The sequence below is a fragment of the uncultured Sneathiella sp. genome (assembly GCF_963973085.1).
Lineage (GTDB): Bacteria > Pseudomonadota > Alphaproteobacteria > Sneathiellales > Sneathiellaceae > Sneathiella.
The window spans coordinates 63,519-86,683 of the sequence record NZ_CAXAXA010000003.1 but is presented as its reverse complement, the minus strand read 5'-3'; the positions used below and the strand labels follow the sequence as shown (position 1 = coordinate 86,683).

At 55.1% G+C, this 23,165-nt stretch carries 23 protein-coding genes; 13 read left to right on the top strand and 10 right to left on the bottom strand.

All coding sequences use genetic code 11. From position 1 onward, the window contains the following. Positions 1-8: 8 nt before the first annotated feature. A complete protein-coding gene (locus AACZ19_RS08375) occupies positions 9-1,721 on the bottom strand; it encodes an adenylate/guanylate cyclase domain-containing protein (RefSeq protein ID WP_339632895.1) in 1,713 nt (570 codons plus the stop codon). 25 nt (positions 1,722-1,746) lie between these two features. Beyond that, complete coding sequence (locus AACZ19_RS08370) at positions 1,747-2,760, bottom strand: adenosine kinase (RefSeq protein WP_339632893.1); 1,014 nt, start codon at positions 2,758-2,760, stop codon at positions 1,747-1,749. Positions 2,761-2,862: 102 nt separating this feature from the next. On the opposite strand from AACZ19_RS08370, the gene AACZ19_RS08365 reads away from it, so the two are divergent. The 3 genes from AACZ19_RS08365 to AACZ19_RS08355 all read left to right on the top strand — a co-directional run bounded on the left by AACZ19_RS08365 (position 2,863) and on the right by AACZ19_RS08355 (position 5,526). Continuing rightward, positions 2,863-4,266: an amidase family protein gene (locus tag AACZ19_RS08365; RefSeq protein ID WP_339632892.1), complete on the top strand. Its 1,404-nt coding sequence runs from the start codon at positions 2,863-2,865 to the stop codon at positions 4,264-4,266. A gap of 80 nt (positions 4,267-4,346) precedes the next feature. After that, positions 4,347-5,039, top strand: a complete 693-nt coding sequence (locus tag AACZ19_RS08360; protein WP_339632891.1) for an EI24 domain-containing protein — start codon at positions 4,347-4,349, stop codon at positions 5,037-5,039. Next, positions 5,032-5,526 carry a hypothetical protein gene (locus AACZ19_RS08355; RefSeq protein ID WP_339632890.1) on the top strand — a complete coding sequence of 165 codons (495 nt, stop codon included), beginning with the start codon at positions 5,032-5,034 and terminating at the stop codon, positions 5,524-5,526. Before AACZ19_RS08360 ends, AACZ19_RS08355 begins: the two co-directional genes overlap by 8 nt. 15 nt (positions 5,527-5,541) lie before the next feature. Here AACZ19_RS08355 and nth read toward each other — a convergent pair whose 3' ends face one another. After that, a complete protein-coding gene (gene nth, locus AACZ19_RS08350; RefSeq protein WP_339632889.1) occupies positions 5,542-6,177 on the bottom strand; it encodes an endonuclease III in 636 nt (211 codons plus the stop codon). 58 nt (positions 6,178-6,235) lie between these two features. On the opposite strand from nth, the gene AACZ19_RS08345 reads away from it, so the two are divergent. After that, on the top strand, positions 6,236-6,772 hold the full coding sequence (locus AACZ19_RS08345) for a DUF2244 domain-containing protein (protein WP_339632888.1): 537 nt from the start codon (positions 6,236-6,238) through the stop codon (positions 6,770-6,772). Here AACZ19_RS08345 and dapB read toward each other — a convergent pair. The 5 genes from dapB to hrcA form a co-directional block, all read right to left on the bottom strand. Further along, the gene (gene dapB / locus AACZ19_RS08340) at positions 6,736-7,548 is read right to left on the bottom strand and encodes a 4-hydroxy-tetrahydrodipicolinate reductase (RefSeq protein ID WP_339632886.1); all 813 of its coding nucleotides are present in this window, start codon (positions 7,546-7,548) and stop codon (positions 6,736-6,738) included. The genes AACZ19_RS08345 and dapB overlap by 37 nt on opposite strands. Positions 7,549-7,626: 78 nt before the next feature. Then, positions 7,627-8,760 carry a molecular chaperone DnaJ gene (gene dnaJ / locus AACZ19_RS08335; RefSeq protein WP_339632884.1) on the bottom strand — a complete coding sequence of 378 codons (1,134 nt, stop codon included), beginning with the start codon at positions 8,758-8,760 and terminating at the stop codon, positions 7,627-7,629. A 101-nt stretch (positions 8,761-8,861) separates the two neighbouring features. After that, positions 8,862-10,781, bottom strand: coding sequence for a molecular chaperone DnaK (gene dnaK / locus AACZ19_RS08330; protein ID WP_339632882.1), 1,920 nt, complete (start codon positions 10,779-10,781; stop codon positions 8,862-8,864). 317 nt (positions 10,782-11,098) lie between these two features. Further along, complete coding sequence (grpE, locus tag AACZ19_RS08325; RefSeq protein ID WP_339632881.1) at positions 11,099-11,743, bottom strand: nucleotide exchange factor GrpE; 645 nt, start codon at positions 11,741-11,743, stop codon at positions 11,099-11,101. Positions 11,744-11,755: 12 nt separating this feature from the next. Then, positions 11,756-12,784, bottom strand: coding sequence for a heat-inducible transcriptional repressor HrcA (gene hrcA, locus AACZ19_RS08320; protein ID WP_339632879.1), 1,029 nt, complete (start codon positions 12,782-12,784; stop codon positions 11,756-11,758). A 128-nt stretch (positions 12,785-12,912) separates the two neighbouring features. On the opposite strand from hrcA, the gene rph reads away from it, so the two are divergent. Genes rph through hemW form a run of 3 tightly spaced genes read left to right on the top strand, consistent with a single transcriptional unit; the run spans position 12,913 to position 15,408 of the window. Next, positions 12,913-13,629: a ribonuclease PH gene (rph, locus tag AACZ19_RS08315; RefSeq protein ID WP_339632878.1), complete on the top strand. Its 717-nt coding sequence runs from the start codon at positions 12,913-12,915 to the stop codon at positions 13,627-13,629. Then, positions 13,626-14,249, top strand: a complete 624-nt coding sequence (gene rdgB / locus AACZ19_RS08310) for an RdgB/HAM1 family non-canonical purine NTP pyrophosphatase (RefSeq protein WP_339632877.1) — start codon at positions 13,626-13,628, stop codon at positions 14,247-14,249. The genes rph and rdgB overlap by 4 nt, the downstream gene beginning before the upstream one ends. Further along, the gene (gene hemW, locus AACZ19_RS08305) at positions 14,227-15,408 is read left to right on the top strand and encodes a radical SAM family heme chaperone HemW (RefSeq protein WP_339632875.1); all 1,182 of its coding nucleotides are present in this window, start codon (positions 14,227-14,229) and stop codon (positions 15,406-15,408) included. The genes rdgB and hemW overlap by 23 nt, the downstream gene beginning before the upstream one ends. Here the strand turns inward: hemW and AACZ19_RS08300 are convergent. Further along, on the bottom strand, positions 15,400-16,854 hold the full coding sequence (locus AACZ19_RS08300) for a penicillin-binding protein activator (protein WP_339632873.1): 1,455 nt from the start codon (positions 16,852-16,854) through the stop codon (positions 15,400-15,402). The genes hemW and AACZ19_RS08300 overlap by 9 nt on opposite strands. Before the next feature lie 119 nt (positions 16,855-16,973). On the opposite strand from AACZ19_RS08300, the gene AACZ19_RS08295 reads away from it, so the two are divergent. From AACZ19_RS08295 to AACZ19_RS08280, 4 genes are all read left to right on the top strand, one after another. Beyond that, on the top strand, positions 16,974-17,363 hold the full coding sequence (locus tag AACZ19_RS08295; RefSeq protein ID WP_339632872.1) for a YraN family protein: 390 nt from the start codon (positions 16,974-16,976) through the stop codon (positions 17,361-17,363). A 69-nt stretch (positions 17,364-17,432) separates the two neighbouring features. Beyond that, entirely contained in the window at positions 17,433-18,026 is a 594-nt protein-coding gene (locus AACZ19_RS08290) for a BON domain-containing protein (RefSeq protein ID WP_339632871.1), read from the top strand. Between the two features lie 76 nt (positions 18,027-18,102). Further along, positions 18,103-19,059 (top strand): glutathione synthase, encoded by a 957-nt coding sequence (gene gshB / locus AACZ19_RS08285; protein ID WP_339632869.1) that lies wholly within the window; start codon positions 18,103-18,105, stop codon positions 19,057-19,059. Between the two features lie 110 nt (positions 19,060-19,169). Next, positions 19,170-20,672, top strand: a complete 1,503-nt coding sequence (locus AACZ19_RS08280; RefSeq protein WP_339632867.1) for a YifB family Mg chelatase-like AAA ATPase — start codon at positions 19,170-19,172, stop codon at positions 20,670-20,672. 5 nt (positions 20,673-20,677) lie between these two features. On the opposite strand, the gene AACZ19_RS08275 is transcribed toward AACZ19_RS08280, so the two are convergent. After that, the gene (locus tag AACZ19_RS08275; RefSeq protein ID WP_339632865.1) at positions 20,678-21,460 is read right to left on the bottom strand and encodes a hypothetical protein; all 783 of its coding nucleotides are present in this window, start codon (positions 21,458-21,460) and stop codon (positions 20,678-20,680) included. 72 nt (positions 21,461-21,532) lie between these two features. On the opposite strand from AACZ19_RS08275, the gene AACZ19_RS08270 reads away from it, so the two are divergent. Continuing rightward, entirely contained in the window at positions 21,533-22,258 is a 726-nt protein-coding gene (locus AACZ19_RS08270; protein WP_339632864.1) for an SIMPL domain-containing protein, read from the top strand. A 1-nt stretch (position 22,259) separates the two neighbouring features. After that, positions 22,260-23,126 carry an SDR family oxidoreductase gene (locus AACZ19_RS08265; protein ID WP_339632862.1) on the top strand — a complete coding sequence of 289 codons (867 nt, stop codon included), beginning with the start codon at positions 22,260-22,262 and terminating at the stop codon, positions 23,124-23,126. Positions 23,127-23,165 lie beyond the last annotated feature (39 nt).

Here is a 23,165-nt window from a genome sequence, read left to right as displayed (position 1 = left end):
CAGACCGGTCAGGTTTCCAGACGGCTCAAGGTTCTCGCATCCTCGACAATATAGATGCCAAGGGGTTCAACCCGGCCCCTGATCTCCACACTCTCCTGCTGGAGGGAGGTAAAATCTCCGTCGGCGCGCTCGGCAACTCTTTGGGAAAAGATAAGCTGGCTTGAATATTCTTTCGTCATCGCCTCCAACCGGCTTGCGGTATTGACGGGATCTCCGATTGCAGTGATGGAGGTGGCGCTGCCATAGCCCATCCGCCCGACAATCACTTGCCCGAGATGGATGCCGATGCCGATTTTAAGTGGGCTTGGTAAATCTGAGGCAAGGTTCCGGTTCATGATATCGAGTTCTTCCGCCATCGCACGGGCCGCGTTCAGCGCTTTGCGGCTGGCGTCCTTGCTATCCTCTTCCAGCCCGAAGAGCGCCATGACGCCATCGCCGATAAACTTGTCCAGATGTCCGCCGTTGGCCTCAATAGCTTCGCCCATATGCCGGAAATACTGATTGATCACGAAAACGACGTCATAGGGCAGTTTCTGCTCGGAGAATTTGGTGAAGGCCCGCAAGTCCGCAAACAGGATCGCGATCTCCCGTTCCTGTCCCTGAAGGTATCCGGGTTGATTAAAAGCCTGCCTCACTGTCGCCGTCGCCGGGAGGAGCGGGATAACCGAGACATTGCCCGTTGGAATGCTCTGACAAGCGAGACGGGTGCCAACCGGGGCGCCGACCCGGCGCAAGACGGCAATCTCTTTGTCGCTTGGAGGGTTCAGATGGTCCGATCCTTCGACAATGCGGACCCGGCAGGTTGAACAACGCCCGCGACCGCCGCAAACGGCAGCATGGGGGATATTTCCATACTGACTTGATTCCAGAATTGTCAGGCCGGGTGTGGCCATGACGGTTTTCTCATTCGGATAGGAAATAACGTTCACATGGCGCTGCCTGTAAACAATCATCCAGTAGATCCGGCTAAGAACAAGCAGGCCGAGAGCTGCAAATATCACCACATAGCCAATATCACGGGTCGTATAAGCCCAGTTCACCATATCCGGCGGGAGATTGAGACGGGCAAAAAAAGCATTCCGCCATTCAGCATTGGCAAACAGAACCTCGACTTCATTGGCACCGTTTATAAAACCGCTGAGGGAGAGGACAGGCAGGACCAACGCAAGGCTGTAAATAAGCGGAAATGCCTTTTCATACCAGGGCTTCAGCCGGAGCCAAAAATGAAGCCCGAGACAGCCGTGAATCCAGGCAATAGCCAGCGCCAGGCTTTGCAGCAATGCCTGGAGCGGGGTCGCAACCCAAAGGCTGAACAGGACATATGTATAACTGTCTTCAATGCCATATATTTCATGTGCAACCCGGGTCCCGATGATATGCAGAATGATAAACGGCGGGATCGCAAGGCCCAGCGTAATTTGAAGAATGTCACGCCCTGCAAGCCTGCGATAGGCACGGTGACGCAACAGCTTGAGAAAAACCAGCAGGATATGAAGGACAATTGCGCCGAGAAGCAGGGTGGTGCCCGGCACGCTCCGCCAGATGGCGAGAAAGATGTCGCGGCCCGCTTCCATCGCGTTGAGCGAGATGAGGCCAAGGGCGTGATTGATAAGATGCCCTGCCAGAAACACCATCAGCACGATACCGCTCGCCAGCCGTATCCGGTCTGGCCGGAGGCCAGAGCGGAGCCAATGCTGTTTCTGTTCTATGCCTTTTGCCAAATGTATTCAGGCTCCCGAGTACATGTCATGCGACTGCGAGTTTTTGCGTCAAGAAACCCTTCAGATTTACCGCAGGCCGGGCCCCGTAATGGCTGATGACCTCTGCGGCGGCCATGGCGCCGATACGCCCGCTCGTTGCAAGGTCGTGGCCATTGGTAAAACCATAGAGAAATCCCGCAGCATACAGGTCGCCCGCGCCGGTCGTATCAACAAGTTCGATATTTGTATCAGCCGGAATCGCGTGAATTTCTGACTGGGTGACAATAAGCGACCCCTTTTCGCTGCGGGTCAGACAGGCAATCTCGACCTGACCGCGAATGGCATCGAGGGCGGTATCAAAATCATCGGTTTCAAAGAGCGATTTAATCTCGTCCTCGTTGGCGAACAGGATATCGACACCGCCTGAGATAAAATCTCTGAACTCCGCCCGGTACCGATCGACACAAAAGCTGTCGGAAAGCGTGAGTGAGACCCGCTGACCTGCGTCATGGGAAATTTCGGCGGCCTTGCGAAATGCCTGTTTGCCGTTTTCCGGATCCCACAAATATCCTTCCATATAAGTAACCTTGGATGCCGCGATCATCTCCGGGTCAATATCTTCCGGCCCCAGCTCGATACAGGCACCGAGATAGGTGTTCATGGTCCGGTGGGCATCCGGGGTCACCAGGATAAGGCAACGCGCCGTTGCCGCGCCGTCTGTTGATTTGTCGGTCTCGAACGTCACGCCGCTAGCGCGAATGTCATGGGTGAAAATTCCGCCGAGCTGGTCGTCGCGGACCTTGCCGATATAGGCACTATTTCCACCAAGCGAGGCAATGCCTGCAGCCGTATTTCCGGCCGAGCCGCCGGACATTTCAACCCCTGCCGCCATTTTCGCATAAAGATCTTCGGCCCGCTCCATATCAATTAGCGTCATGGCGCTTTTTGTAAGGTTCTCAGCCTTCAGAAAAGCGTCATCCGCCTTGCTGATAACGTCGACAATGGCATTGCCGATACAGGTTGTGTCAAACATCCGCTCTGTCATAATAGTCCTACTCATTACTTTGGCTTGCGCGAGTATAGTCGTTGCGGGCACTGGGGCAAGAACGCTTTAATAAGGCGCGAGGGATTTTGGGGTAATATGATGACGGATTTAATAAATATGATAGCGACGGCTGTTGTCGGATTACTGAAGTCCGGCGAGGTGTCTCCAAGCGAACTTCTCGATGCCTCGGAAAAGCGGATTGCGGAAACAAATGAGGCGGTGAATGCGATCCCGACGCTGTGTTTTGGTCGCGCCCGCGCCCATGCGGCCCGGCTGGAGAGAGAAAAGCCCGCTGACCGCCCGGAAATGCACCTGCACGGCCTTCCAATCGCCGTCAAGGACCTGACTCCGGTCAAGGGGGTCCGTTTTACCTCTGGATCGCCGATTTTTGCGGACCGGATCGCCGATTATTCGGATGTCATGGTCGAGCGACTGGAAGAGCGGGGCGGAATTGTCGTCGGGAAATCGAACACGCCGGAATTCGGCGCGGGCGGACAGACCTTTAACGAAGTTTTCGGAACGACGACCAATCCCTGGAACACTAACCTCACACCGGGGGGATCTTCCGGCGGCGCCGCCTCTGCGCTGGCGGCCGGTCAGGTCTGGCTCGCGCAAGGGAGCGATCTTGGCGGCAGTTTACGCACGCCCGCAAGCTTTACTGGTATTGTCGGCCTTCGCCCGTCTCCGAAGCGGATCGCCCATGGGCCGCTCGGCTTGCCTTTCTCGACCTATCCTGTGGAAGGACCCATGGCTCGGAATGTGCCGGATACGGCGCTGTTCCTTGATATGATGTCGGGCGCGCATATTCTCGATCCCAGCAGCCTGCCAGCGCCGGAAACAAGCTATGTGGATTGCCTGAAAGACATCCCGAAGTTCGGCCGGATTGCCTACAGCCCGGACCTCGGCCATTGCCCGGTTGACCCTGAAGTCGCTGAAATATGCGCAAAGGCGGCGGAGGATTTCGCGCGCTATTGTGCGGGTGTTGATGAAACCTGTCCGGACCTTCACGATGCGGAGGAGATTTTCCAGACGCTGAGAGCGCAGCATTTCATTGCCAGCCATGCCCCGCTGCTGGCCCAGCATCGCGACAAGCTCAAACCTGAGATGATCTGGAATATCGAGAAAGGCGCAAAACTGAATGCCGATGATATTGGCGCCGCACTGCGCGCACAAGGCGCCCTTTACCAGCGGATCGTTGCGTTCTTCTCCGATTATGACTTTCTGCTCGCGCCGACGGCAATCGTGCCGCCGTTCAGTCATAGCATGCGGTATGTCGAGGAAGTATCCGGCGTCAAGTTTGACAACTATATGTCATGGCTGGCGCTGCCGTCCATGCTGACGGTGACAAACTGCCCCGTCATTTCAATACCTTGCGGCTTTACAAAAAGCGGCCTGCCTGTCGGGTTGCAGATCATGGGTCCGAATGCCCGTGAAGACCGTGTGCTGCAGGCGGCCTATGCGTTCGAACGCGATCATGATTTTGCATCACGGGTGCCCATCGACCCGATCACACCGGCATGACTCGTAAATTTCTTGCACAGGCGCACGGAAAGACCTACATGAAACAGGTATTTCTGATCGAATAAAGTGAAGGGCGTACATTGTTTTCTGCAATCAGCAAAGCCGTCGGACAGCTCGGTGATCCGGCATTTCGTTCGGTTCTCATAAAAGCGCTCGCACTGACAGCGGGCATATTTATTCTGGTCGGTTTTGGCGCGGCAGAGGCATTCTCCCTCGTTCCCGAATTTGAATATGGCTGGGTGAATACCGTCATCAGTTTTCTGGCGGGGCTTGGCTTCCTTCTTGGCGGCTTTTTCCTGTTTCCTCTTGTGATCAGCGCCCTCATTGGATTGTTTCTGGATGATATTTCCGATGCTGTGGAAAAAGAGTATTATCCCAACGATAAACCGGCCCATGATGTTCCGCTCCTGTCCAGTATTTGGGATGCAGTCAAATTCCTGGCACTTGTCATTGCCTGTAACATCATCGTGTTGCCGCTCTATTTCATTCCGGTGATCAATCTTTTCGTCTATTATTTGCTGAACGGGTACCTGATCTCGCGTGAATATTTCCAGATGGTCGCAGTCCGCCATCATGATATGGACGAGGTTTCCCGCCTTCGGAAAACCAATGCGTCGGAACTGTTTCTGATGGGGATTGTGATTGCCTTCGCCTTGACCATACCGATTCTCAACCTTGTTGCCCCGATTATTGCGACGGCAGCGATGGTTCATCTTTACAAGAAGCGGGTTGGCAGCACCCCGAGAGGCAGGAGCCTGACAACGAATGCTTAAGTCCGTCGCGGTTTTTGCCGCTCTGTTGTTTATCGTGGCGGGTTGCGCGAAGGGCCCCGAAATTACCACCCTTCCAAAAGACGGGAAAAAGTCGGCGCCGGTTTCCGCTGTATCCGGGTCGGCGCCTGCGTCGATACCGTCACAAAAAAAACCGGATCCGCCCGTTATTGCCGCTAAGCCTCCTGCTGTGCTGGAGCCGACGATCGTGGTTGGCAAGACAACGTCCGAGATAGGGTCGGCGTTTGGCGATCCGAACATGCGGCGCAAGGACAGCCCGGCAGAAGTCTGGCAATATCTCGCGCCGGACTGCGCGCTTCATCTGTTCTTTTATCCTGCCTCCTCTGGCGGCGAAATGATTGTCCGTCATATCGCCATCAATGGACGAAGCGTTGAGACATATTCCGAATTGGACCGCAAGAAATGCTTTAACGACTATCTGCGGGCGGTGGGGGCCGAGAACGCATTTGCCGCGCCCGGAGCGTCATAGCTGGCGTCCTGGCGACTAGATAACCGTTTTCTCCCTGAAGGCACAAAGATCGGCAACGATGCATCGATAGCATTCCGGCTTGCGGGCCTTGCAGATATAGCGCCCATGTAGGATCAGCCAGTGGTGAGCGTGGCGTAGAAACTCTTTCGGGATTCTCTTCTCGAGTTTTTTCTCGACTTCCAGCGGGGTTTTCCCGGAGGCGAGGCCGGTCCGGTTGCCGACGCGGAAAAGATGGGTATCCACGGCGATTGTCGGTTGCCCGAAGGCGATATTCAGAACCACATTGGCGGTTTTCCGGCCTACCCCGGCGAGTTTTTCCAATTCCTCACGGGTTTGCGGCACTTCGCCGTCATGGTCATGTATCAGGGCTTCACAGAGCTTGATGACATTCTTCGCCTTGGTTTTATAAAGCCCGATCGTCTTGATGTAGTCGCGTAAGTCCTCCTCTCCGAGATCAAGGATTTTCTCAGGTGTGTCGGCCACGGCAAAGAGCGGCCCTGTTGCCTTGTTTACCCCGACGTCTGTTGCCTGGGCGGAGAGGACGACGGCAACCAGCAGGGTGAAGGGATTGACATAGTTCAATTCCCCTTCCGGTTCCGGGTTGTTTTCTTCAAGACGGCGAAAAAATTCGCGAATATCGGCTTTTTTCATCCTATGTTATTGGCATAGGCGGAACTTCTGCGCAATAATCAATGTGGAAGGGTGAGCAATGCGTGAGAGAGCTGAAATGGAGGAAGACGATAGCATGCAGCCGGATGCTGCGGGCGAGTTTTCCCTGTCGCTTCATCCGAACCGCAGCCTGTCACAATCCGGGTTTGTTATCCTGATGGGCGCAGTTGCCTTGGTGAGTTTTGTCTCCGGGATGGTGTTCTTGTCCATGGGCGCCTGGCCGGTGTTTGGGTTTTTCGGCCTGGACGTCTTGTTGATATATATTGCCTTTCGGCTGAATTTCCGGGCGGCGCAGCGATATGAAACAATCCGTATCGCGCAGGATTATCTGACTATCACGCGGATGGCGCCGGATGGCCGGTCAGTCGTTGAGGAGTTTGAGGCCTATTGGGCCCGGGCCATGATCACCGGCGGGCAGCTCCTGATTACAAATCGCGGACGCGCCTACGAGGTCGGCAATTTCCTCGGTGAAGATGAAAAACTCGAAGTACAGGAAATGATTGCGGCGGCGCTCGATACCTACCGCAAAGGGGGCCTTCTTCACTCCCCAAGCCCGAGCACGTCCATCATATCATAATTACCGGCAGGCTTGTCTTTCGCCCAGAGAGCGGCCCGGACAGCCCCGCGGGCAAAAATCGATCGGTCCCCCGCCTTATGAGTCAGTTCAATCCGCTCGTTCTCGGCGGCAAAAATAACCGTATGATCGCCAACGACATTGCCGCCGCGCAGGACGGCATAGCCGATATCGCCGCGCTTGCGGGCACCCGTGATGCCGTCCCGACCGCGATCGGCGACGCTGTCATGATCGACATCGCGACCGGCCGCTGCGGCTTTGCCTAATAACAATGCTGTGCCTGATGGGGCATCGACTTTATGGTGGTGATGCATCTCCAGGATTTCGACATCAAACTCGTCATCAAGAATGGCGGCAACCTTGCGAGTGAGCTGCGCCAGCAGGTTGACGCCCAGGCTCATATTCGCTCCCTGGACGATGACGGCATTCTTCCCGCAATCAGTGATTTCGTCCTGTTGTTCGTTGGTGAGGCCCGTTGTCCCGATCACGAGTATTTTTCCGGCCTTGGCGGCGAGTTTCGCATGAGCAACCGAAGCGGCGGGCGCCGTGAAATCAATAACCGCATCGGCCTCGTCAAACAGCTTTGTTGTATCGTCGCCAATCAGGATGCCGGACGGTTCAAGTCCGGCGAGGGCATTTATGTCCTTGCCAATATTGTCGGAGCCCTCCGGTTCCGTTCCGCCGCAAATCACGCATCCGCCTGTTTCACTGACTTGCTTTACCAGCATCCGACCCATTCGGCCAGCCGCGCCAACAATTCCAATTTTCAAATCGCTCATGCTACAACACCCTATCTATCCTGACATGGGATGTAGCATAGTCAGCGAAATGTTGCGAGACGGGAATGAGGGTTCCGTTCAGTCTTTCAGATCAGCAAGGAAATCCTTCACGCGCGCGAAAAAGCCTTCCGATTCTGGACTGTGAGCGCCCTTGCCTTCTGACTCAAATTCTTTCAGAAGTTCTTTTTGACGCTTGCTGAGATTGACGGGAGTCTCGACGATGGTGTGAATATACATATCGCCATGGCTGTGGGAGTTCATAACGGGCATCCCCTTGCCACGCAGACGGAATTTTCTGCCCGACTGGGTTCCCGCAGTGATGCTGACCTTAGCCCGCGCGCCATCAAGTGTCGGCACCTCGATATCCCCGCCAAGCGCGGCGGTCGTCAGCGGGATGGGAACACGGCAATGGATATTCTGGCCATCTCGTTGGAAAATACGATGGTCCTGAACAGTGAGGAAAATATAGAGGTCGCCCGGCGCGCCACCGCGCATGCCGGCTTCCCCTTCACCGGAAAGACGAATGCGGTTGCCATCGTCGACACCGGCGGGAATATTGACGGAAAGGGTTTTTTCCAGGCCAACGCGGCCTTCGCCGCGGCAGGTCTTGCAGGGGTTCTTGATAACGCGACCTTGCCCCTGACAGGTTGGGCAGGTGCGCTCGATGGTGAAAAATCCCTGTTGCGCGCGAATCTTGCCCAGTCCCTGACAGCTGTCGCAGGTGGCGGGCTCCGATCCGGCTTCCGCGCCAGTTCCCTCACAGCTTTCGCACGGGGTCGTCGTCGGTATCTTGAGTTCCATTTTTTTGCCGTGGTAGGCATCTTCAAGAGAAATTTCAAGGTTATAGCGAAGATCGCTGCCGCGTGGGGCGCGGGTGCGGCCCCCTTGCTGACCGCCCATGAAGTCGCCAAAAAGATCTTCGAAAATGTCACTGAAGCCGCCACCCATACCACCGAAGCCTCGGGCGCCGCCGGGACCGCCACCGTTTTCAAAGGCGGCATGGCCATATTGGTCATAGGCGCTGCGTTTTTGCGGGTCTTTCAGTATCTCATAGGCTTCGTTGACTTGCTTGAAGGAGGCTTCTGCTTCGGCGTCACCGGGATTACGGTCCGGATGATATTGCATTGCCTTTTTGCGATAGGCAGACTTGAGGGTCGTTGCATCAACGTCGCGCTCTACCTCAAGAATTTCGTAGTAATCAATTTTGGCCATTTAGTTCTATCACTCAACGAATGCCGCCCCGACCGAGTTTTCCCAGGCCGGAGCGGTATGTTAGAAGATAGGATTCTAGCGGGTTTCCCCTAACAAAACCCTTATTTATCTTTCTTGTCGTCGTCGACTTCTTCGAAGTCGGCATCAACGACATCATCATCCGAAGAACTGCTCTCTTCCTGGCCTGAGCTTCCTTCGGCCCCGGCCTCAGCATCACCTTGCGACTGCGCATACAATGCTTCACCGAGTTTCATGGACGCAGCTTGGAGAGCTTCCATTTTCGCCTTGATAGCCTCGACATCGTCACCGTCCTTGGCTTCCTTCAGCTCCGTAAGCGCGCTTTCGATCGGGGCTTTCACGTCGTCACCGACTTTATCGCCCGCTTCCTCAAGCGTTTTCTCCGTTGCATGGACGAGGCTGTCGGCCTGATTGACAACTTCAACCTTCTCCTTGCGGGCTTTGTCTTCGGCGGCGTGCTCTTCCGCGTCCTTGACCATCTGGTCGATATCGGCTTCGCTCAAGCCACTGGAGGCCTGAATCTGGATTTTCTGCTCCCGGCCCGTGCCCTTATCCTTTGCCGAGACATTGACAATGCCGTTTGCATCGATATCGAAGGTGACTTCAATCTGCGGGACACCGCGCGGCGCACCCGGAATTTCTGTCAGGTCGAAGTTACCAAGCAACTTGTTGTCCGCGGCCATTTCACGTTCACCCTGGAACACCCGAATGGTCACAGCCTGCTGGTTGTCCTCGGCGGTCGAAAAAGTCTGACTCTTCTTCGTCGGGATCGTCGTATTACGGTCGATCAGACGGGTAAAGACACCCCCGAGCGTTTCAATACCCAGCGACAGCGGGGTTACGTCAAGCAGCAGAACATCTTTCACGTCACCTTGCAGCACACCGGCCTGAATAGCGGCACCGATGGCGACAACTTCGTCCGGGTTCACGCCCTTATGAGGTTCCCGGCCGAAGAAGTTTTTAACCGCGTCGATAACCTTGGGCATCCGGCTCATACCACCGACGAGAATGACTTCGTCGATTTCACCCTTTTGCAGGCCTGCATCTTTCAGAGCCTTTTCACACGGCGCGAGAGTGCGCTTGATCAGGTCTTCCACCAGATGCTCGAACTGCGACCGTGTCAGCTTCAGCTGCATATGCTTCGGCCCGGAGGCATCCGCTGTAATAAAGGGCAGGTTAATCTCCGTGGACTGGGAAGAGGAAAGCTCGATCTTCGCTTTTTCCGCAGCCTCTTTCAGGCGTTGCAGCGCCATCTTGTCAGAACGCAGGTCAATGCCCTGTTCCTTCTTGAACTCATCGGCGAGATAGTCGACCAGCTTGAGGTCGAAGTCCTCACCGCCGAGGAAGGTGTCACCGTTGGTTGAGCGCACTTCAAAGACGCCATCGCCGATTTCAAGGATGGACACGTCAAAGGTACCACCACCCAAGTCGTAAACAGCAACGGTCTGGTTCGCCTTGTCCATGCCATAGGCAAGGGCAGCGGCCGTCGGCTCGTTGATAATACGCAGGACTTCAAGCCCGGCAATTTTACCGGCGTCCTTCGTTGCCTGACGCTGGGCGTCGTTAAAGTAGGCCGGAACCGTGATCACAGCCTGAGTGACATTTTCGCCAAGATAGCTTTCTGCTGTTTCCTTCATTTTCTGAAGGATGAAAGCCGAGATTTGGCTCGGTGAGTATTTTTCGCCGCGGGACTCAACCCAGGCATCCCCGTTGTCCGCCTTGACGATCTCGTAAGGGACCATTTCCCGGTCTTTTTGGGTTGTCTTGTCATCAAACCGACGTCCGATGAGACGCTTGATTGCAAAAAAGGTGTTTTGCGGGTTGGTCACGCCTTGGCGTTTTGCCGACTGGCCGACGAGCTTTTCGCCGTCTTCCGTAAAGGCAACCATTGACGGCGTCGTGCGCGCGCCTTCCGAGTTTTCAATTACCTTCGCATTTTTGCCGTCCATAACGGCGATGCAGGAGTTGGTCGTTCCTAAGTCAATTCCAATTACTTTAGCCATCATATCCTCTTTGGTATTGGCAGATCATTGCAGCCACTTCATGCACCACAGTGATCCCCAGGATTTAAAACTGTGAAGTCTGTTGCCGCTTATATATGTTCGAAATAAATTCAGTGCAAGGGCTGGAATGGTCGCTCTTTGTCATTAACGCAGATTCGCTCGCGACATAATTGCGTGTGCCTTTGCATTGAAGCTGTGTTTTAACCATCTATATCTTGCTCTCCCCAGTGCGATCACCCGATCGGGGCAGTTTTTTTCAGTACTGATGGTTACCGGGGGAAGGGACGCCCCCGGGCACTATAGACTTCTATCTGGCGCTAAACCTTCTCATCAACACGGGCTTCGCTGCGCTTTTGTCCACCTTTTGCAACGCCTACCATCGCCGGGCGCAAAAGACGGTCAGCGATTACATAGCCCGATTGTGTCACTTGCAGAATGGTTCCGGGTTCCACTGACGGATCCTCAATTTCGTACATTGCCTGGTGAAGGTTCGGGTCGAATTTCTCGCCTTTCGGGTCAATCTTGCGGATCTGGTGCTTTTCCAGCGTGTTCAACAGCTCGGATTCGGTCATTTCAATGCCGGGCAGGACGTTTTTAACATCCTGATTTGCGCGCGATTCATCCGGAATACTCTCGATCGCCCGCCGCATATTGTCTGCCACACCCAAAATGTCCCGGGCGAATTTTGTGACGGCATAGCTATGTGCGTCCTGCTTTTCCCGTTCAGCACGACGGCGCATATTCTCGACATCTGCCATGGCACGAAGGAGCTTGTCCTTAAGCTCCGCGATTTCGGCATCTTTTATAGCAAGAATATCCTCTTGCTCCGTTCCTTCCGCCGCCTCGGCTTCAAGGGCTGCTTTTCCCCCGGCTTCCGCCGCCTGCACATCGGTCTCCGCTTCATTTGACATCTTCTTGCCGTCTTCCTGTTCATTCAGGGGCTGCTGTTTTGACTCATTCATTCCGTCTGTATCCTAATCCAGCAATTTACCAATCACTTTTGCCGTATAGTCCACCATCGGGACGATACGGGCGTAGTTCAATCTCGTCGGACCAATCACACCGATAGCGCCGACGACCTGATCCTGACTGTTCTGATAGGGAGAAATAATCATTGATGTCCCTGAAAGCGAGAAAAGATTGTTCTCGGAGCCAATAAATATTTTCACGCCGCGTCCGCTCTCGGCCAGTTCCAATAATTTAATCCGCTCTTTCTTGACTTCAAGAGTGTCAAACAGGTCCTTTATTTTCTCAAGATCTTCAAGGGCTTGCACATTCTGAAGGAGGTTGGAGTGGCCGCGGACAATCAATGTCTCCCGGCCGCCCCAACTCGCAATATCATGAGCGATCAGATCCTGTGTCAGTTCGTCGAGTTGTGCCTGATGGCTATCCAGTTCCCGCTGGATCTCGCTTTTAGTCGCCTGCAGTGTGCGTCCGGCCAAACGTGTCGTCAGGTAATTCGCCGCCTCGCGAAGGGCGGAGTCGGTGAGGCCAGGGGGCAATTCTATCGCCCGGTTCTCCACCATGCCATCCGCCGTGACGATGATGACCAATGCGCGATCGATGCCGAGACGGACGAACTCAATCTGTTTGACGGAGCTGTCACTTTTCGGCGCGATCACCAGCGAAGCGCAGTTCGACAGGCCGGACAGCATGGAGGAGGCTTCTGTCAACATTTCTTCGAAATTACGGCCATCCACGGCGCATCTGGCCTTGATGTCCGCGCGTTCGCTTTCCGTCAGGTTGCCAAGCTCAAGGATACCGTCCACAAAAAGCCTTAGCCCTTGCTGGGTTGGGAGCCGACCGGCAGAGGTATGGGGGGAGTATAAAAGTCCGCCGTCCACCAGGTCCGCCATTACATTGCGGATTGACGCCGCGGAGAGATCAAGGTCCGTGATACGTGACAGGGTACGCGAGCCGACAGGCTCCCCCGTTTGCATATAAGTTTCGACTATATGCCGGAAGACTGTGCGGCTCCGCTCGTTGAGTTCCTGAATTGTCATCTTGCTTTCACTATGAACCAGAATAGTCCAGTTATCCTGCATGAATGTAGTGACGCGGGAGGCTTGCGTCAATCTGGTGCAGCAGGTACAACAGGCGCCAAACTTGAATCCCAGATAAAGGAAGATTTATGCGCCCCTCCGGTCGAGACAACGATCAACTTCGCAACATCATCATGGAACCCGGCTATGCGAAGAATGCAGAAGGGTCCTGCTTCATCAAATGTGGGGATACCCATGTGTTATGCACCGCCAGTATCGAGGAGAGAGTTCCTCCATTTCTGCGCAATAGCGGCAAGGGATGGGTGACAGCGGAATATGGCATGCTGCCACGTTCCACCGGATCGCGCATGGGACGTGAGGCGGCGCGCGGAAAGCAGCAGGGCCGAACCGTTGAAATCCAGCGCCTTATCGGGCGGTCGCTTCGCGCGCTGGTGAATATAGAGGGCTTTGGCGAGCGGCAGATCACGGTCGATTGCGATGTTATCCAGGCTGACGGCGGTACACGCACGGCTTCCATCACCGGGGCATATGTTGCGCTTTATCAGGCATTCGAAACGCTGGTAGAGCAGGGGAAAATCCTTGAAGTTCCAATGAAGGGACAAGTCGCGGCGGTTTCCTGCGGCATTTACAAGGGCACGCCAGTGCTTGATCTTGATTATCCCGAAGACAGCAATGCGCAAGCGGATGCGAATTTTGTCCTCACATCAGACGGACAGATCATCGAGATACAGGGCACCGCAGAAGAGAATCCCTTCAGTGAAGCTGAATTTGCTTCCCTTTTCGCATTAGCAAAAAAAGGAGTGAAGGAACTTTGCACCCTGCAGCGCGAGGCTCTTGGTCTTTGAGGGAACGCCGGAAATTTGAGGGAGGCAAGCTCGTTGTCGCCAGTCATAATCCGGGTAAGTTGCGGGAAATTAGCGATTTGCTTGCGCCATTTGATGTAGAGCCAATTTCCGCAGGGAGTCTTGGCCTTCCCGAACCCGTGGAAGATGGCGACAGTTTCATTGCCAATGCGGAGATAAAGGCGCTTGCCTCTGCCCGCGGCGCCAATATGCTGGCGTTGAGCGATGATTCCGGTTTTGCACTGGAGGCGCTGGACGGCGCGCCCGGTATTTATTCTGCCCGCTGGGCGGGGCCGGGAAAAGATTTTTCCCTTGCGATGCGCAAAGTCGAAGACGAGCTTGAAAAGAAGGGCGCCATGACGCCAAAGGCACGGGCGGCCCAGTTCATCTGCGCGCTTACCCTTGCCTGGCCGGATGGGCATGTGGAAAGCTTTGAGGGCCGGGTGGAGGGGACGGCGATCTGGCCTCCGCGCGGTAACAAAGGTTTTGGTTATGACCCAATGTTCGTTCCAAATGGCTATGACATGACGTTTGCGGAGATGGAGCCTGAGGCGAAACATGCCATGAGCCATCGGGCGGATGCGTTTCGGCAGTTGATAGATGCCTGCTTCAAACAAAAATAGGGCACCTGATCCCGGTTTTGGTCTCTACTTTCACTGGCCGTTTTGCCGAAAAAAATGCCCCTATTGTGATTTTAACAGCCATGTCCGCGAAGCTGTCAACCAAAAACGCTGGACGGCGGCGTTGCTGGCAGAACTCGACTGGTTTGCGACGCGGGTTTCGCCAAAAAAACTGACAAGCATTTTCTTCGGGGGCGGCACCCCCTCCCTTATGGAGCCGGAAACGGTCTCGGCACTCATAGATGGCGCAAGGCGGCATTTTATTTTTGCTGACGACATTGAGATTACATTGGAAGCAAACCCGACCTCCGTCGAGGCGGCGTCCTTCGCGGCCTATCGGCAGGCCGGGGTGATGCGATTATCCCTCGGGGTGCAGTCGATGCGTGACGATGCGCTCAAATTCCTCGGAAGGGAGCATTCGGTGAGTGAGGCGCTGAACGCCATAGAGCTTGCCCGTGCGCATTTCTCGAATATTTCTTTCGATCTTATTTATGCCCTGCCGGGACAGACGCCAAAAGGATGGCGGGCGGACCTTGAACAGGCGTTGTCATTGGCGGGCAATCACTTATCCCTCTATCAGTTGACGATAGAGCCGAATACGGGCTTTGCCGGGGCAGTGCGCCGCGGCGAATTTCAAATTCCGCCGGAAGAAAAGGCAGAGACACTCTTTGAAATAACCCAGTCCGTCTGCGCTGAGGCGGGGTGGCCGGCCTATGAAATTTCAAATCATGCGCGTCCGGGATTTGAATGCCGCCACAACCTGACCTATTGGCGCTACGGCGAATATCTGGGGATTGGGCCGGGCGCTCACGGGCGTGTCATAGAGGCGGGGGTGCGCACTGCCTATCAACAAAAAAAACGGCCGGAGAGATGGCTTGCGGCTGTTGAGACAGCCGGACAAGGCGCGGAAACCGTTATCCCGCTTCCTTCACCTGAGGAGCGGGCGGAGGAAATGCTGCTGATGGGATTGCGCCTTGAAGAGGGTGTTTGGTACGAGAATTTCGACGCCGCCATCGGCATGCCTATGGCGCATTTCCTGAGGCGTGACCGGCTTGATCAGCTTGTTGAGGCCGGATTGATGATCGAGGATGACCACCGAATCCGCGCGACGAAGAAAGGTCGTCTCGTCCTTAACAGCCTGCTTCCGGAAATTCTAGTTTAAGACCGGGGTAAAGCTGGTTGGTGCAGGCTCCAGAACCCTCTGGCTTTTTGGCCCAACCTCGAGAACGGCAAGGCCTCTTTCCGCGATACCATTTTCAGGAAAGCGGAAAATTCCGTCATATCCGGTGTAGCCACTTGGATTCTCGATAGCTTCGCGCGTAAAACGAATATCGTTTGGATCCGTGGCCATGACGCCCGCCAGCGCCATGGCATCATAGGCCAGGCTGGCGATCCGGGAGGGCTGATATCCATACAAACTATTGAACCGCTCCCTGAAGGCAGCGGCGCTACTAGGTGAGGGCGCGGAAAACCAGCCGCCGACAAGCGCGGGTTCTGCGGACAAGGACGGATCCTCCCAAAGGCCGGTGCCGATAAACTGCACTATCTCGGGGTCAATGTCATAATAGGACACCAGAGAAGCCAATTCCTTTAGCCGTGCGCCACCTTCCGGGATGATAAGGGCGTCAAAAGATACTTCACCGAACGTATCCAGTTTCTCCAATCGTTTGACAAGTGCCTTGGACTCTTCATCTTCGCGGTTTTCATAGAGTGCGATCTCTTTCGCAAGCTGCCGTTGCCGGAGTTCGTAATCGCCCAGTATTTTTGCGATTTCATGCAGCTCCTGCGAGCCAGAGGCGACATTGACCGGGTAGCGAACCGTCCGGTCGAGGGAGAGGCCAAGGGCGGCGGTGGTTTCGCCCACATTCCTGACGACGGCATCTCCATATGGTGAATCCGGTGCGAGTACAGCGAAATTGAAAAGCCCCTGACGATAGGCAAACTCCATGGCCCGTTTTATCTGCTGCCCGACTGTCAAGCCCATCACATAGACGCCGTCACCGGCAACGGTGGTATCCGTTGAAAAGGTTATGACATTGACGCCGCGTTCCTGCGCGAGGGCACGAACAGGGCCGACGGAAGACGAGAAAAGCGGACCGAGAATCAATTGCGCCCCTGCGACCAGTGCTTCAGCCGCGGCGCTTTCCGCGCCGCGCGGCGTTCCTTTGGTGTCGAAAGGTAGGAGCTGCAGTTCCGTATTGGCGAGGTCAAAGAGTGCGATATTGGCGGCGTGCAACAGGTCATTACCGATTGCAGCTGTCGATCCTGAGAGAGGGAGCAAAATGGCAATCTTGACTGGCTCTGCGCCCGTCAGCTGCGGTGCCCTAAGGCCAGTTACTGGCGGTGCGGGGTCAATCAGCCGTGTTAGCGGGTCAACTGTCGGGGTGTCCGATAGATCTTCTGTCGAGGGTGTCTGTTCGGGCGGAAGCAAGTCTTCTAATTCTTGGGACGGTGGTGTCTTTGTGCTATCATCTTGTCCCGTATCCAGTGTCCTTGCGGGTTGGCAGGCAGATATGATGAGGGCAAGCAGGCCCACAAGAATGACATGCGTCAGCGATTTCCAATTCAGCTTGGGAGGTGACGCCATCGTGGTGTTTTGGGAAATCAAATTTCCGCTCCGTTGGTGTTTTTTCTGGAGTTCCTGACCAGAAAGACTAGGTAACGTCCGGCAGACGGGCAAGTAAATTATTAAGCGCAACATTATAATCCGCTTTATGGGGCGACATTTTGGCACATAGTTCAATGGAGGCATCGAAGCGCAAACGGCAACGCGCCTATATCCGTGGGCGCGTTTCGGAAATGCTGGCGGCAAACATGCTGCGTCTCAAGGGTTACCATATTGTGGCGAGAGGCTATCGCAAACCCGTTGGTGAAATAGACATTATCGCGCGGCGCGGTTCGCTGTTGGTTGCCATTGAGGTGAAATCACGTTCGCGAATCAATGAAGCCGCAGAGGCCATTAGCAACCGACAAAAACGCCGCATTGCCCGCGCTCTCGAAGCTTTCGTCATGGAAAGGCCAAAATTCCGTGAGTATTCTCTGCGCTTCGATGTGTTGCTTGTTACCTCCTTCTGGCGATGGCCCCGTCATATTGAAGGTGCATGGGAAATCACCTGAACAGGGCCTTTCAACCAGATGAAATTGGTTTTATAGTAGTTGTATAATCATAGTTAAAGGCGTACCGGAATGAAATATGTTGCTTCTGCTTTTCTCACTCTCTTTGCACTCACTTTCCTGAGCGGCTGTACCCCGACTGTAATTCTGGGCGGCGCGGCGATTGGCGGCGTTGCAGTTGCGGAAGAACGTTCCGTCGGCACCGTGGTAGATGATGCTACCATCAAGGTGCAGATCGCCAATGCCATATTCCAAAAGAGCGAGCCGATCTTCACCTCGACATCGACGACCGTCATCGACGGGACGGTATTAATAACCGGAGAAGTGCCGACGCCGGAAGACCGGCTGATGCTCACAAAACTTGTCTGGGGCGTGAAAGGTGTAAAGGAGGTTCATAACGATGTGACGGTAGCCGGAAGCGAGTCACTCTCGAACTTCGCATCCGATAGCCTGATTACGACCAAACTGAAGCTAAAGCTTTTGCGTGACGCGGAAATTCTCAACATCAACTATTCCGTCGAAACCGTAAACGGAACGGTATATCTGATGGGGATTGCCCAGAATGAGGCGGAGTTGCAGCGTGTTAAAAACCACGCCAAGGAAATCTCCGGCGTTCGTCATATTGTCAGCTATGTAAAAATGAAATCGGAACTTAACTCGGCTTGATGAATGGGCGCGGGCAGGATAACTTCCTGCTATCAATAGAAAAGCGGCGCATAAATTTAACAAGAAAGTCGGGAAAATGAGTCTTGCCGTAGCCATACAGATGGACCCCATTGAGAGTATTGATATTAAAGGGGACAGCAGCTTCGTTCTCGGGCTCGAGGCGCAGGCGCGCGGCCATGGCCTGTTTCACTATGGACCGCAGGACATGTCTTTCTCGCAAGGGCGGATCGTGGCCAATGTCCGCCCAATAACCCTGCGCCGTGAGCCGGGTAATCATTTTACGGCGGGAACTATTGAGCGGGTTGACCTCGCAACCATGGATGTGGTGTTGATGCGGCAGGATCCGCCGTTTGACATGTCCTATATCACGGCGACCCACCTGCTGGAGCATATCCATCCGCAAACGTTAGTTGTCAATGATCCGGTGAGCGTCCGCAACGCGCCTGAGAAACTGTTTGTCACGCATTTTGACGGCATCATGCCGCCAACGCTGATTTCTTCCAACCTTGCAGAAATCAAGGAGTTTCGGTCCGAATTCAAGGACATAATCGTCAAGCCTCTCTATGGCAATGGCGGTGCAGGCGTCTTTCATATCAAGCCGGATGATGAGAACCTGACGGCTCTCTGTGAGATGTTCACCCAATTCTACCGAGAGCCGATGATTGTCCAGAAATATCTTCCCGAAGTGCGAGTAGGCGACAAGCGGATCATTCTTGTTGATGGGGAACCGGTCGGCGCCATCAACCGCGTACCGCAGGCAGGGGAGGTTCGCTCCAACATGCATGTCGGGGGCAAGGCCGTGAAATCCGTTCTCACCACGCGTGAGACAGAAATCTGCCGTGCGATTGGCCCGGCGCTGAAGGAACAGGGTCTCATTTTTGTCGGAATTGATGTCATCGGCGACTATCTGACGGAGATCAATGTCACGTCCCCAACCGGCCTTCAGGAGATAAACCGTTTCGATGATGTGAGGCTGGAGGCAACGATATGGGATTGTCTCGAAGAAAAGGTGAGCAATAACTCCCTCCGCTGACCTTCCGTCCTCCCTGAATTTTAACCATGAATATTCTTTAAACGCGTGATAACGTTTAACGCATGAAATTTTAACGTGCGAAAGTTGACATGCAGGCAAGGATCAAGACCGTGGCCTTTCAAGGGCTTGAGGTGCGGGAGGTGGACGTCCAGGTGATGATGGCGTCAGGGCTCCCGGCATTCACCATCGTCGGTCTTGCCGATAAATCCGTTGCGGAGAGTAAGGAGCGGGTGCGTGCCGCGCTCACCTCCCTTGGCATCGGGTTGCCGCCTAAACGTATTACGATCAACCTTGCGCCCGCGGACCTGCCGAAAGAGGGCGCGCATTATGACCTTCCGATTGCGCTGGGGATCCTGACGGCAATGGGTATCCTTCCAGCCGATGAGCTGGAGGAATATTATGTGCTGGGGGAATTGTCGCTGGACGGCAGCTGCAATCCGGTAAGCGGGGTGCTGCCCGCCGCTGTCGCCGCCGTAGGCGAAGACAGGAATATCATCTGTCCGGCCGCGTCGGGTGCCGAGGCGGCGTGGGCGGGTGATCTGGAGGTGCTGGCCCCGTCCAATTTGCTGTCCCTGATTAATCATTTCAAGGGAAATCAGGTTCTTACGCCGCCGCAGCATGGGGAGATTATCGAGGAAGAGCTTTTCCTGAAACTTGAGGATATCAAGGGTCAGGAAACCGCCAAGCGGGCGCTGGAGGTTGCGGCGGCGGGCGGCCATAACCTGCTGATGACGGGGCCGCCCGGTTCCGGCAAGTCAATGCTGGCGGCGCGGATGCCTGGGCTTCTTCCACCGTTAGATGCTGCCGAGGCGTTGGAGGTGAACATGATTTCCAGCATCGCCGGGGAAATGAAAGAGGGGCGGCTCTCTCGCCGCCGTCCTTTTCGCGATCCGCATCATTCCGCCTCTGTCGCGGCGATGGTGGGCGGTGGCCGGGGGGCAAAGCCGGGGGAAGTCTCGCTTGCCCATCTCGGCGTTCTCTTTCTTGACGAACTGCCGGAATTCAACCGTCAGGTTCTGGAATCTCTTCGTCAGCCGGTCGAGGTTGGCAAGGCCGTTGTTGCCCGCGCCAATCTGCATGTGACGTACCCGGCGCGGATGCAGCTCATTGCGGCGATGAATCCCTGCCGCTGCGGTCATCTGGATGACCCGGCCCAGGCCTGTGCGCGTGTCCCGAAATGCGCCATGGAATATCGCTCCCGTATTTCCGGCCCCATGTTGGATCGTATTGATATCCATATTGACGTCCCTGCGGTCTCCGCGGCGGATTTGACGTTGCCGCCGCCGACGGAAACGTCGCAAATGGTTGCCGCCCGGGTCGCCAAGGCACGGGAGATACAGCGTCGGCGGTATCAGGATATTGATCATCCGACACCTCTTCGCACGAATGCAGATGCGGAAGGGGAGGTGTTGGAGCGGTTCGTAATCTTAGACACATCCGCGAAAGCGCTTCTACAGGATGCAATCGGTAAATTGAAGCTTTCTGCCCGTGGCTACCACCGTGTCCTGAAGGTTGCGCGGACCCTGGCGGATCTTGAAGACAGTGAAGCTGTCCTCCGTTCGCATATCGCGGAGGCGCTGGAATATCGGCGCCGGTTGGCGATGGGCGGTTAAAAGGTCTATTTATCTTTATTGACGTCGAGGGCTTCGAGATGGCGGCGGGCTTCGTCGCCGGCGGGGGTGTTGGTTGCCAACTCAAGCACTTGAAGCCAGTCCTTACGGGCAAGATCGGGTTTCCCGGCAGTCTGATAGAGAATACCGCGCTCGATCAGGGCATCGGGCAGGTCGGGGTTCAGGGACAGCGCAAGCTCCACATCTTCCAGAGCCCTTGCATTATCGCCAAGATGGCGCCATGCCGCTGCGCGGAAGGTCAATGCATCGCTGCGCGCTGGATTAAGCTTTAGCGCAATGTCCAGGTCATCGAAGGCTTTCTGATACTCACCGACTTTTGCATAAATGCGGCTCCGGTCGATCAACAGGTCAATATTCTCCGGATCAATTGTCAGCCCGGCAGTTGCCATTGCTTCCGCCCGCCCGTAATTCTCACCGAGCAGCCACACATTGGCAGCCTGCATCAGGACGGGGACAAGCAGTTCGGAGCCCGAAGACTGCATGTCTTCGGCCAGTTCTTCAAGCGTCATGGCGGCATGATTGTATTTTTTCATGGCCACCAGTGCCAGAGCGACGCAGTGACGGGCCGGAAACCCGCCACCGGAATCGCGCCAGGCAAGCGCCGATTCAAAGGCTTTTTGAGGTTCCCGGCGGGTTAGGGTCAGGCATGTTTCATACTCGCTTTCCTGGGTGCGCACGCCGTCGGACGCCGCTGCTTCCTGCGCAATAAGCGGGACAACCACGGCGGAGCACGCTAGAAAGAGATATACAGATAAAAAGCGTCTGAACATGAAATGCCTTAAATTGGTCGTGATTCGACCCTACATGCGAAAAATAAAATTGACTATATTAGGAGTTCTAGCATGAACAGACTGGTTATCGCCACTATCGCTTTTTTGAGTATCATTCCCCTCGCAGCGGCAGAAATGCCCCACAGATATCATAACCAGCAGGATCAGGTCGTGTTGAACCTGACGACTGAAGGATGGGTGAAAACCGATACGGCTCGGGTGTCAGTCTATGTAGAACTGGTGCAGCAGCAGGAAGATGCGGCGGAGCTTAAAAACCGGATTGATTCATCGCTAAATGCGCTGGCGTCCGACGTGGACTGGCGCATTACGTCGTCCCGTCAGCAACTTGACCAGACTGGCCTGAACCGCTGGTACGTCAGTGCGGAGGCCCGCATTCCGGAGGCGAAGCTCGCAGGGCTGCAGGACCGCGCGAAAGAGACGAGCAGCCCGGGCTATAAGGTAACGATTTCCGATGTCGACTTCACGCCGTCGCTTGAAGAGTTTGAGACGCTTCGGGCTGACCTGAGGGCGCAGATATATCAGCAGGCTCTCGATGAGGTCGCGAGGCTGAATAAGGTGATGCCGGGAGCCGACTACCATGTCCGCAATGTCGATTTTGTGCAGATATACCCGATGCAGACCATGGATGCGGTCTCTCGCCCCATGATGATGAAATCCGGTGCCGCAGAGTCTGCCCCGGCGCCGCAGGGTGGGGCGGAACTTCTGGTTTCCGTAAAGCAATCGGTTTCGGCGCGGGTTATGCTTGGCCGGTCGGATCAGTCCACTACACAGGAGTAAAATGACCCAGCAGCTTTTTTGTTTCGGCCTCGGCTTCACGGCGCGGCAGATTGCGGCAGACTATCCGGATTGGGAGGTGTTGGGCACAAGCCGAACGCCTCCCTTGGACGGAGAAACGAGTGAATTCTCGATTTTTCCATTTCGACGTGGATCGCCGATACCGGATTTCTCAAACCTGACAAAGGAAGTCAGCCATATTCTTCTCTCGATCCCGCCGGATGACCTTGGTGATCCAGTCTATGATGAAATGAGGGAGCAGATCGTAAGTCTACCGAACCTGAAATGGATCGGCTATCTCTCTACGACCGGGGTCTATGGCGATCTTGACGGCGGCTGGGTTGACGAGGAAAGCCCGTATAACCCCTCAGGCAAGCGCGGGGAGAGACGAATGCTGGCAGAAAAGGCCTGGCGCGGCCTGTATGAAACCCGTGGGTTGCCGCTGCATATTTTCCGGCTTCCGGGCATCTACGGCCCGGGCAGGAACCAGCTTGTGTCTTTAAAAAACGGGAAAGCCCGGCGTATTGAAAAACCCGGTCAGGTTTTCTCGCGCATTCATGTGGCCGATCTGGCGGCGATTCTTGTCGCATCGATGAAAAAACCTAATCCGGGCGCAATTTATAACGTGGCGGATGACGAACCGGCGCCGCCACAGGAAGTTGTCAGCCATGCAGCGGAATTGCTTGGCATAACGCCGCCGCCGCTGGTTGATTTCGATGTGGCTGATTTAAGCCCGATGGCGCGGAGCTTCTATTCGGACAGCAAGCGTGTCGGAAATAGCAAAATCAAGTCGGAACTTGGGATTTCCCTCAAATTTCCTACATATAGGGAAGGGTTGGCGGCTTTGCTTCCCGGGGAAACCCGTATATAATTATTCTTCAGACTGTAATCAGGTCGCCGGACGGATCGG

Coding starts and splice junctions, on each gene's coding strand:
- gshB (WP_339632869.1), top strand. CDS start 18,103: ATGAGTCTTGCCGTAGCCATACAGATGGACCCCATTGAGAGTATTGAT.
- AACZ19_RS08270 (WP_339632864.1), top strand. CDS start 21,533: ATGAACAGACTGGTTATCGCCACTATCGCTTTTTTGAGTATCATTCCC.
- AACZ19_RS08355 (WP_339632890.1), top strand. CDS start 5,032: ATGCTTAAGTCCGTCGCGGTTTTTGCCGCTCTGTTGTTTATCGTGGCG.
- AACZ19_RS08275 (WP_339632865.1), bottom strand. CDS start 21,460: ATGTTCAGACGCTTTTTATCTGTATATCTCTTTCTAGCGTGCTCCGCC.
- dnaK (WP_339632882.1), bottom strand. CDS start 10,781: ATGGCTAAAGTAATTGGAATTGACTTAGGAACGACCAACTCCTGCATC.
- AACZ19_RS08365 (WP_339632892.1), top strand. CDS start 2,863: ATGATAGCGACGGCTGTTGTCGGATTACTGAAGTCCGGCGAGGTGTCT.
- nth (WP_339632889.1), bottom strand. CDS start 6,177: ATGAAAAAAGCCGATATTCGCGAATTTTTTCGCCGTCTTGAAGAAAAC.
- AACZ19_RS08290 (WP_339632871.1), top strand. CDS start 17,433: ATGAAATATGTTGCTTCTGCTTTTCTCACTCTCTTTGCACTCACTTTC.
- rph (WP_339632878.1), top strand. CDS start 12,913: ATGCGCCCCTCCGGTCGAGACAACGATCAACTTCGCAACATCATCATG.
- dnaJ (WP_339632884.1), bottom strand. CDS start 8,760: ATGGCCAAAATTGATTACTACGAAATTCTTGAGGTAGAGCGCGACGTT.
- hrcA (WP_339632879.1), bottom strand. CDS start 12,784: ATGACAATTCAGGAACTCAACGAGCGGAGCCGCACAGTCTTCCGGCAT.
- AACZ19_RS08345 (WP_339632888.1), top strand. CDS start 6,236: ATGCGTGAGAGAGCTGAAATGGAGGAAGACGATAGCATGCAGCCGGAT.
- dapB (WP_339632886.1), bottom strand. CDS start 7,548: ATGAGCGATTTGAAAATTGGAATTGTTGGCGCGGCTGGCCGAATGGGT.
- hemW (WP_339632875.1), top strand. CDS start 14,227: ATGCCTGCTTCAAACAAAAATAGGGCACCTGATCCCGGTTTTGGTCTC.
- AACZ19_RS08370 (WP_339632893.1), bottom strand. CDS start 2,760: ATGAGTAGGACTATTATGACAGAGCGGATGTTTGACACAACCTGTATC.
- grpE (WP_339632881.1), bottom strand. CDS start 11,743: ATGAATGAGTCAAAACAGCAGCCCCTGAATGAACAGGAAGACGGCAAG.
- AACZ19_RS08265 (WP_339632862.1), top strand. CDS start 22,260: ATGACCCAGCAGCTTTTTTGTTTCGGCCTCGGCTTCACGGCGCGGCAG.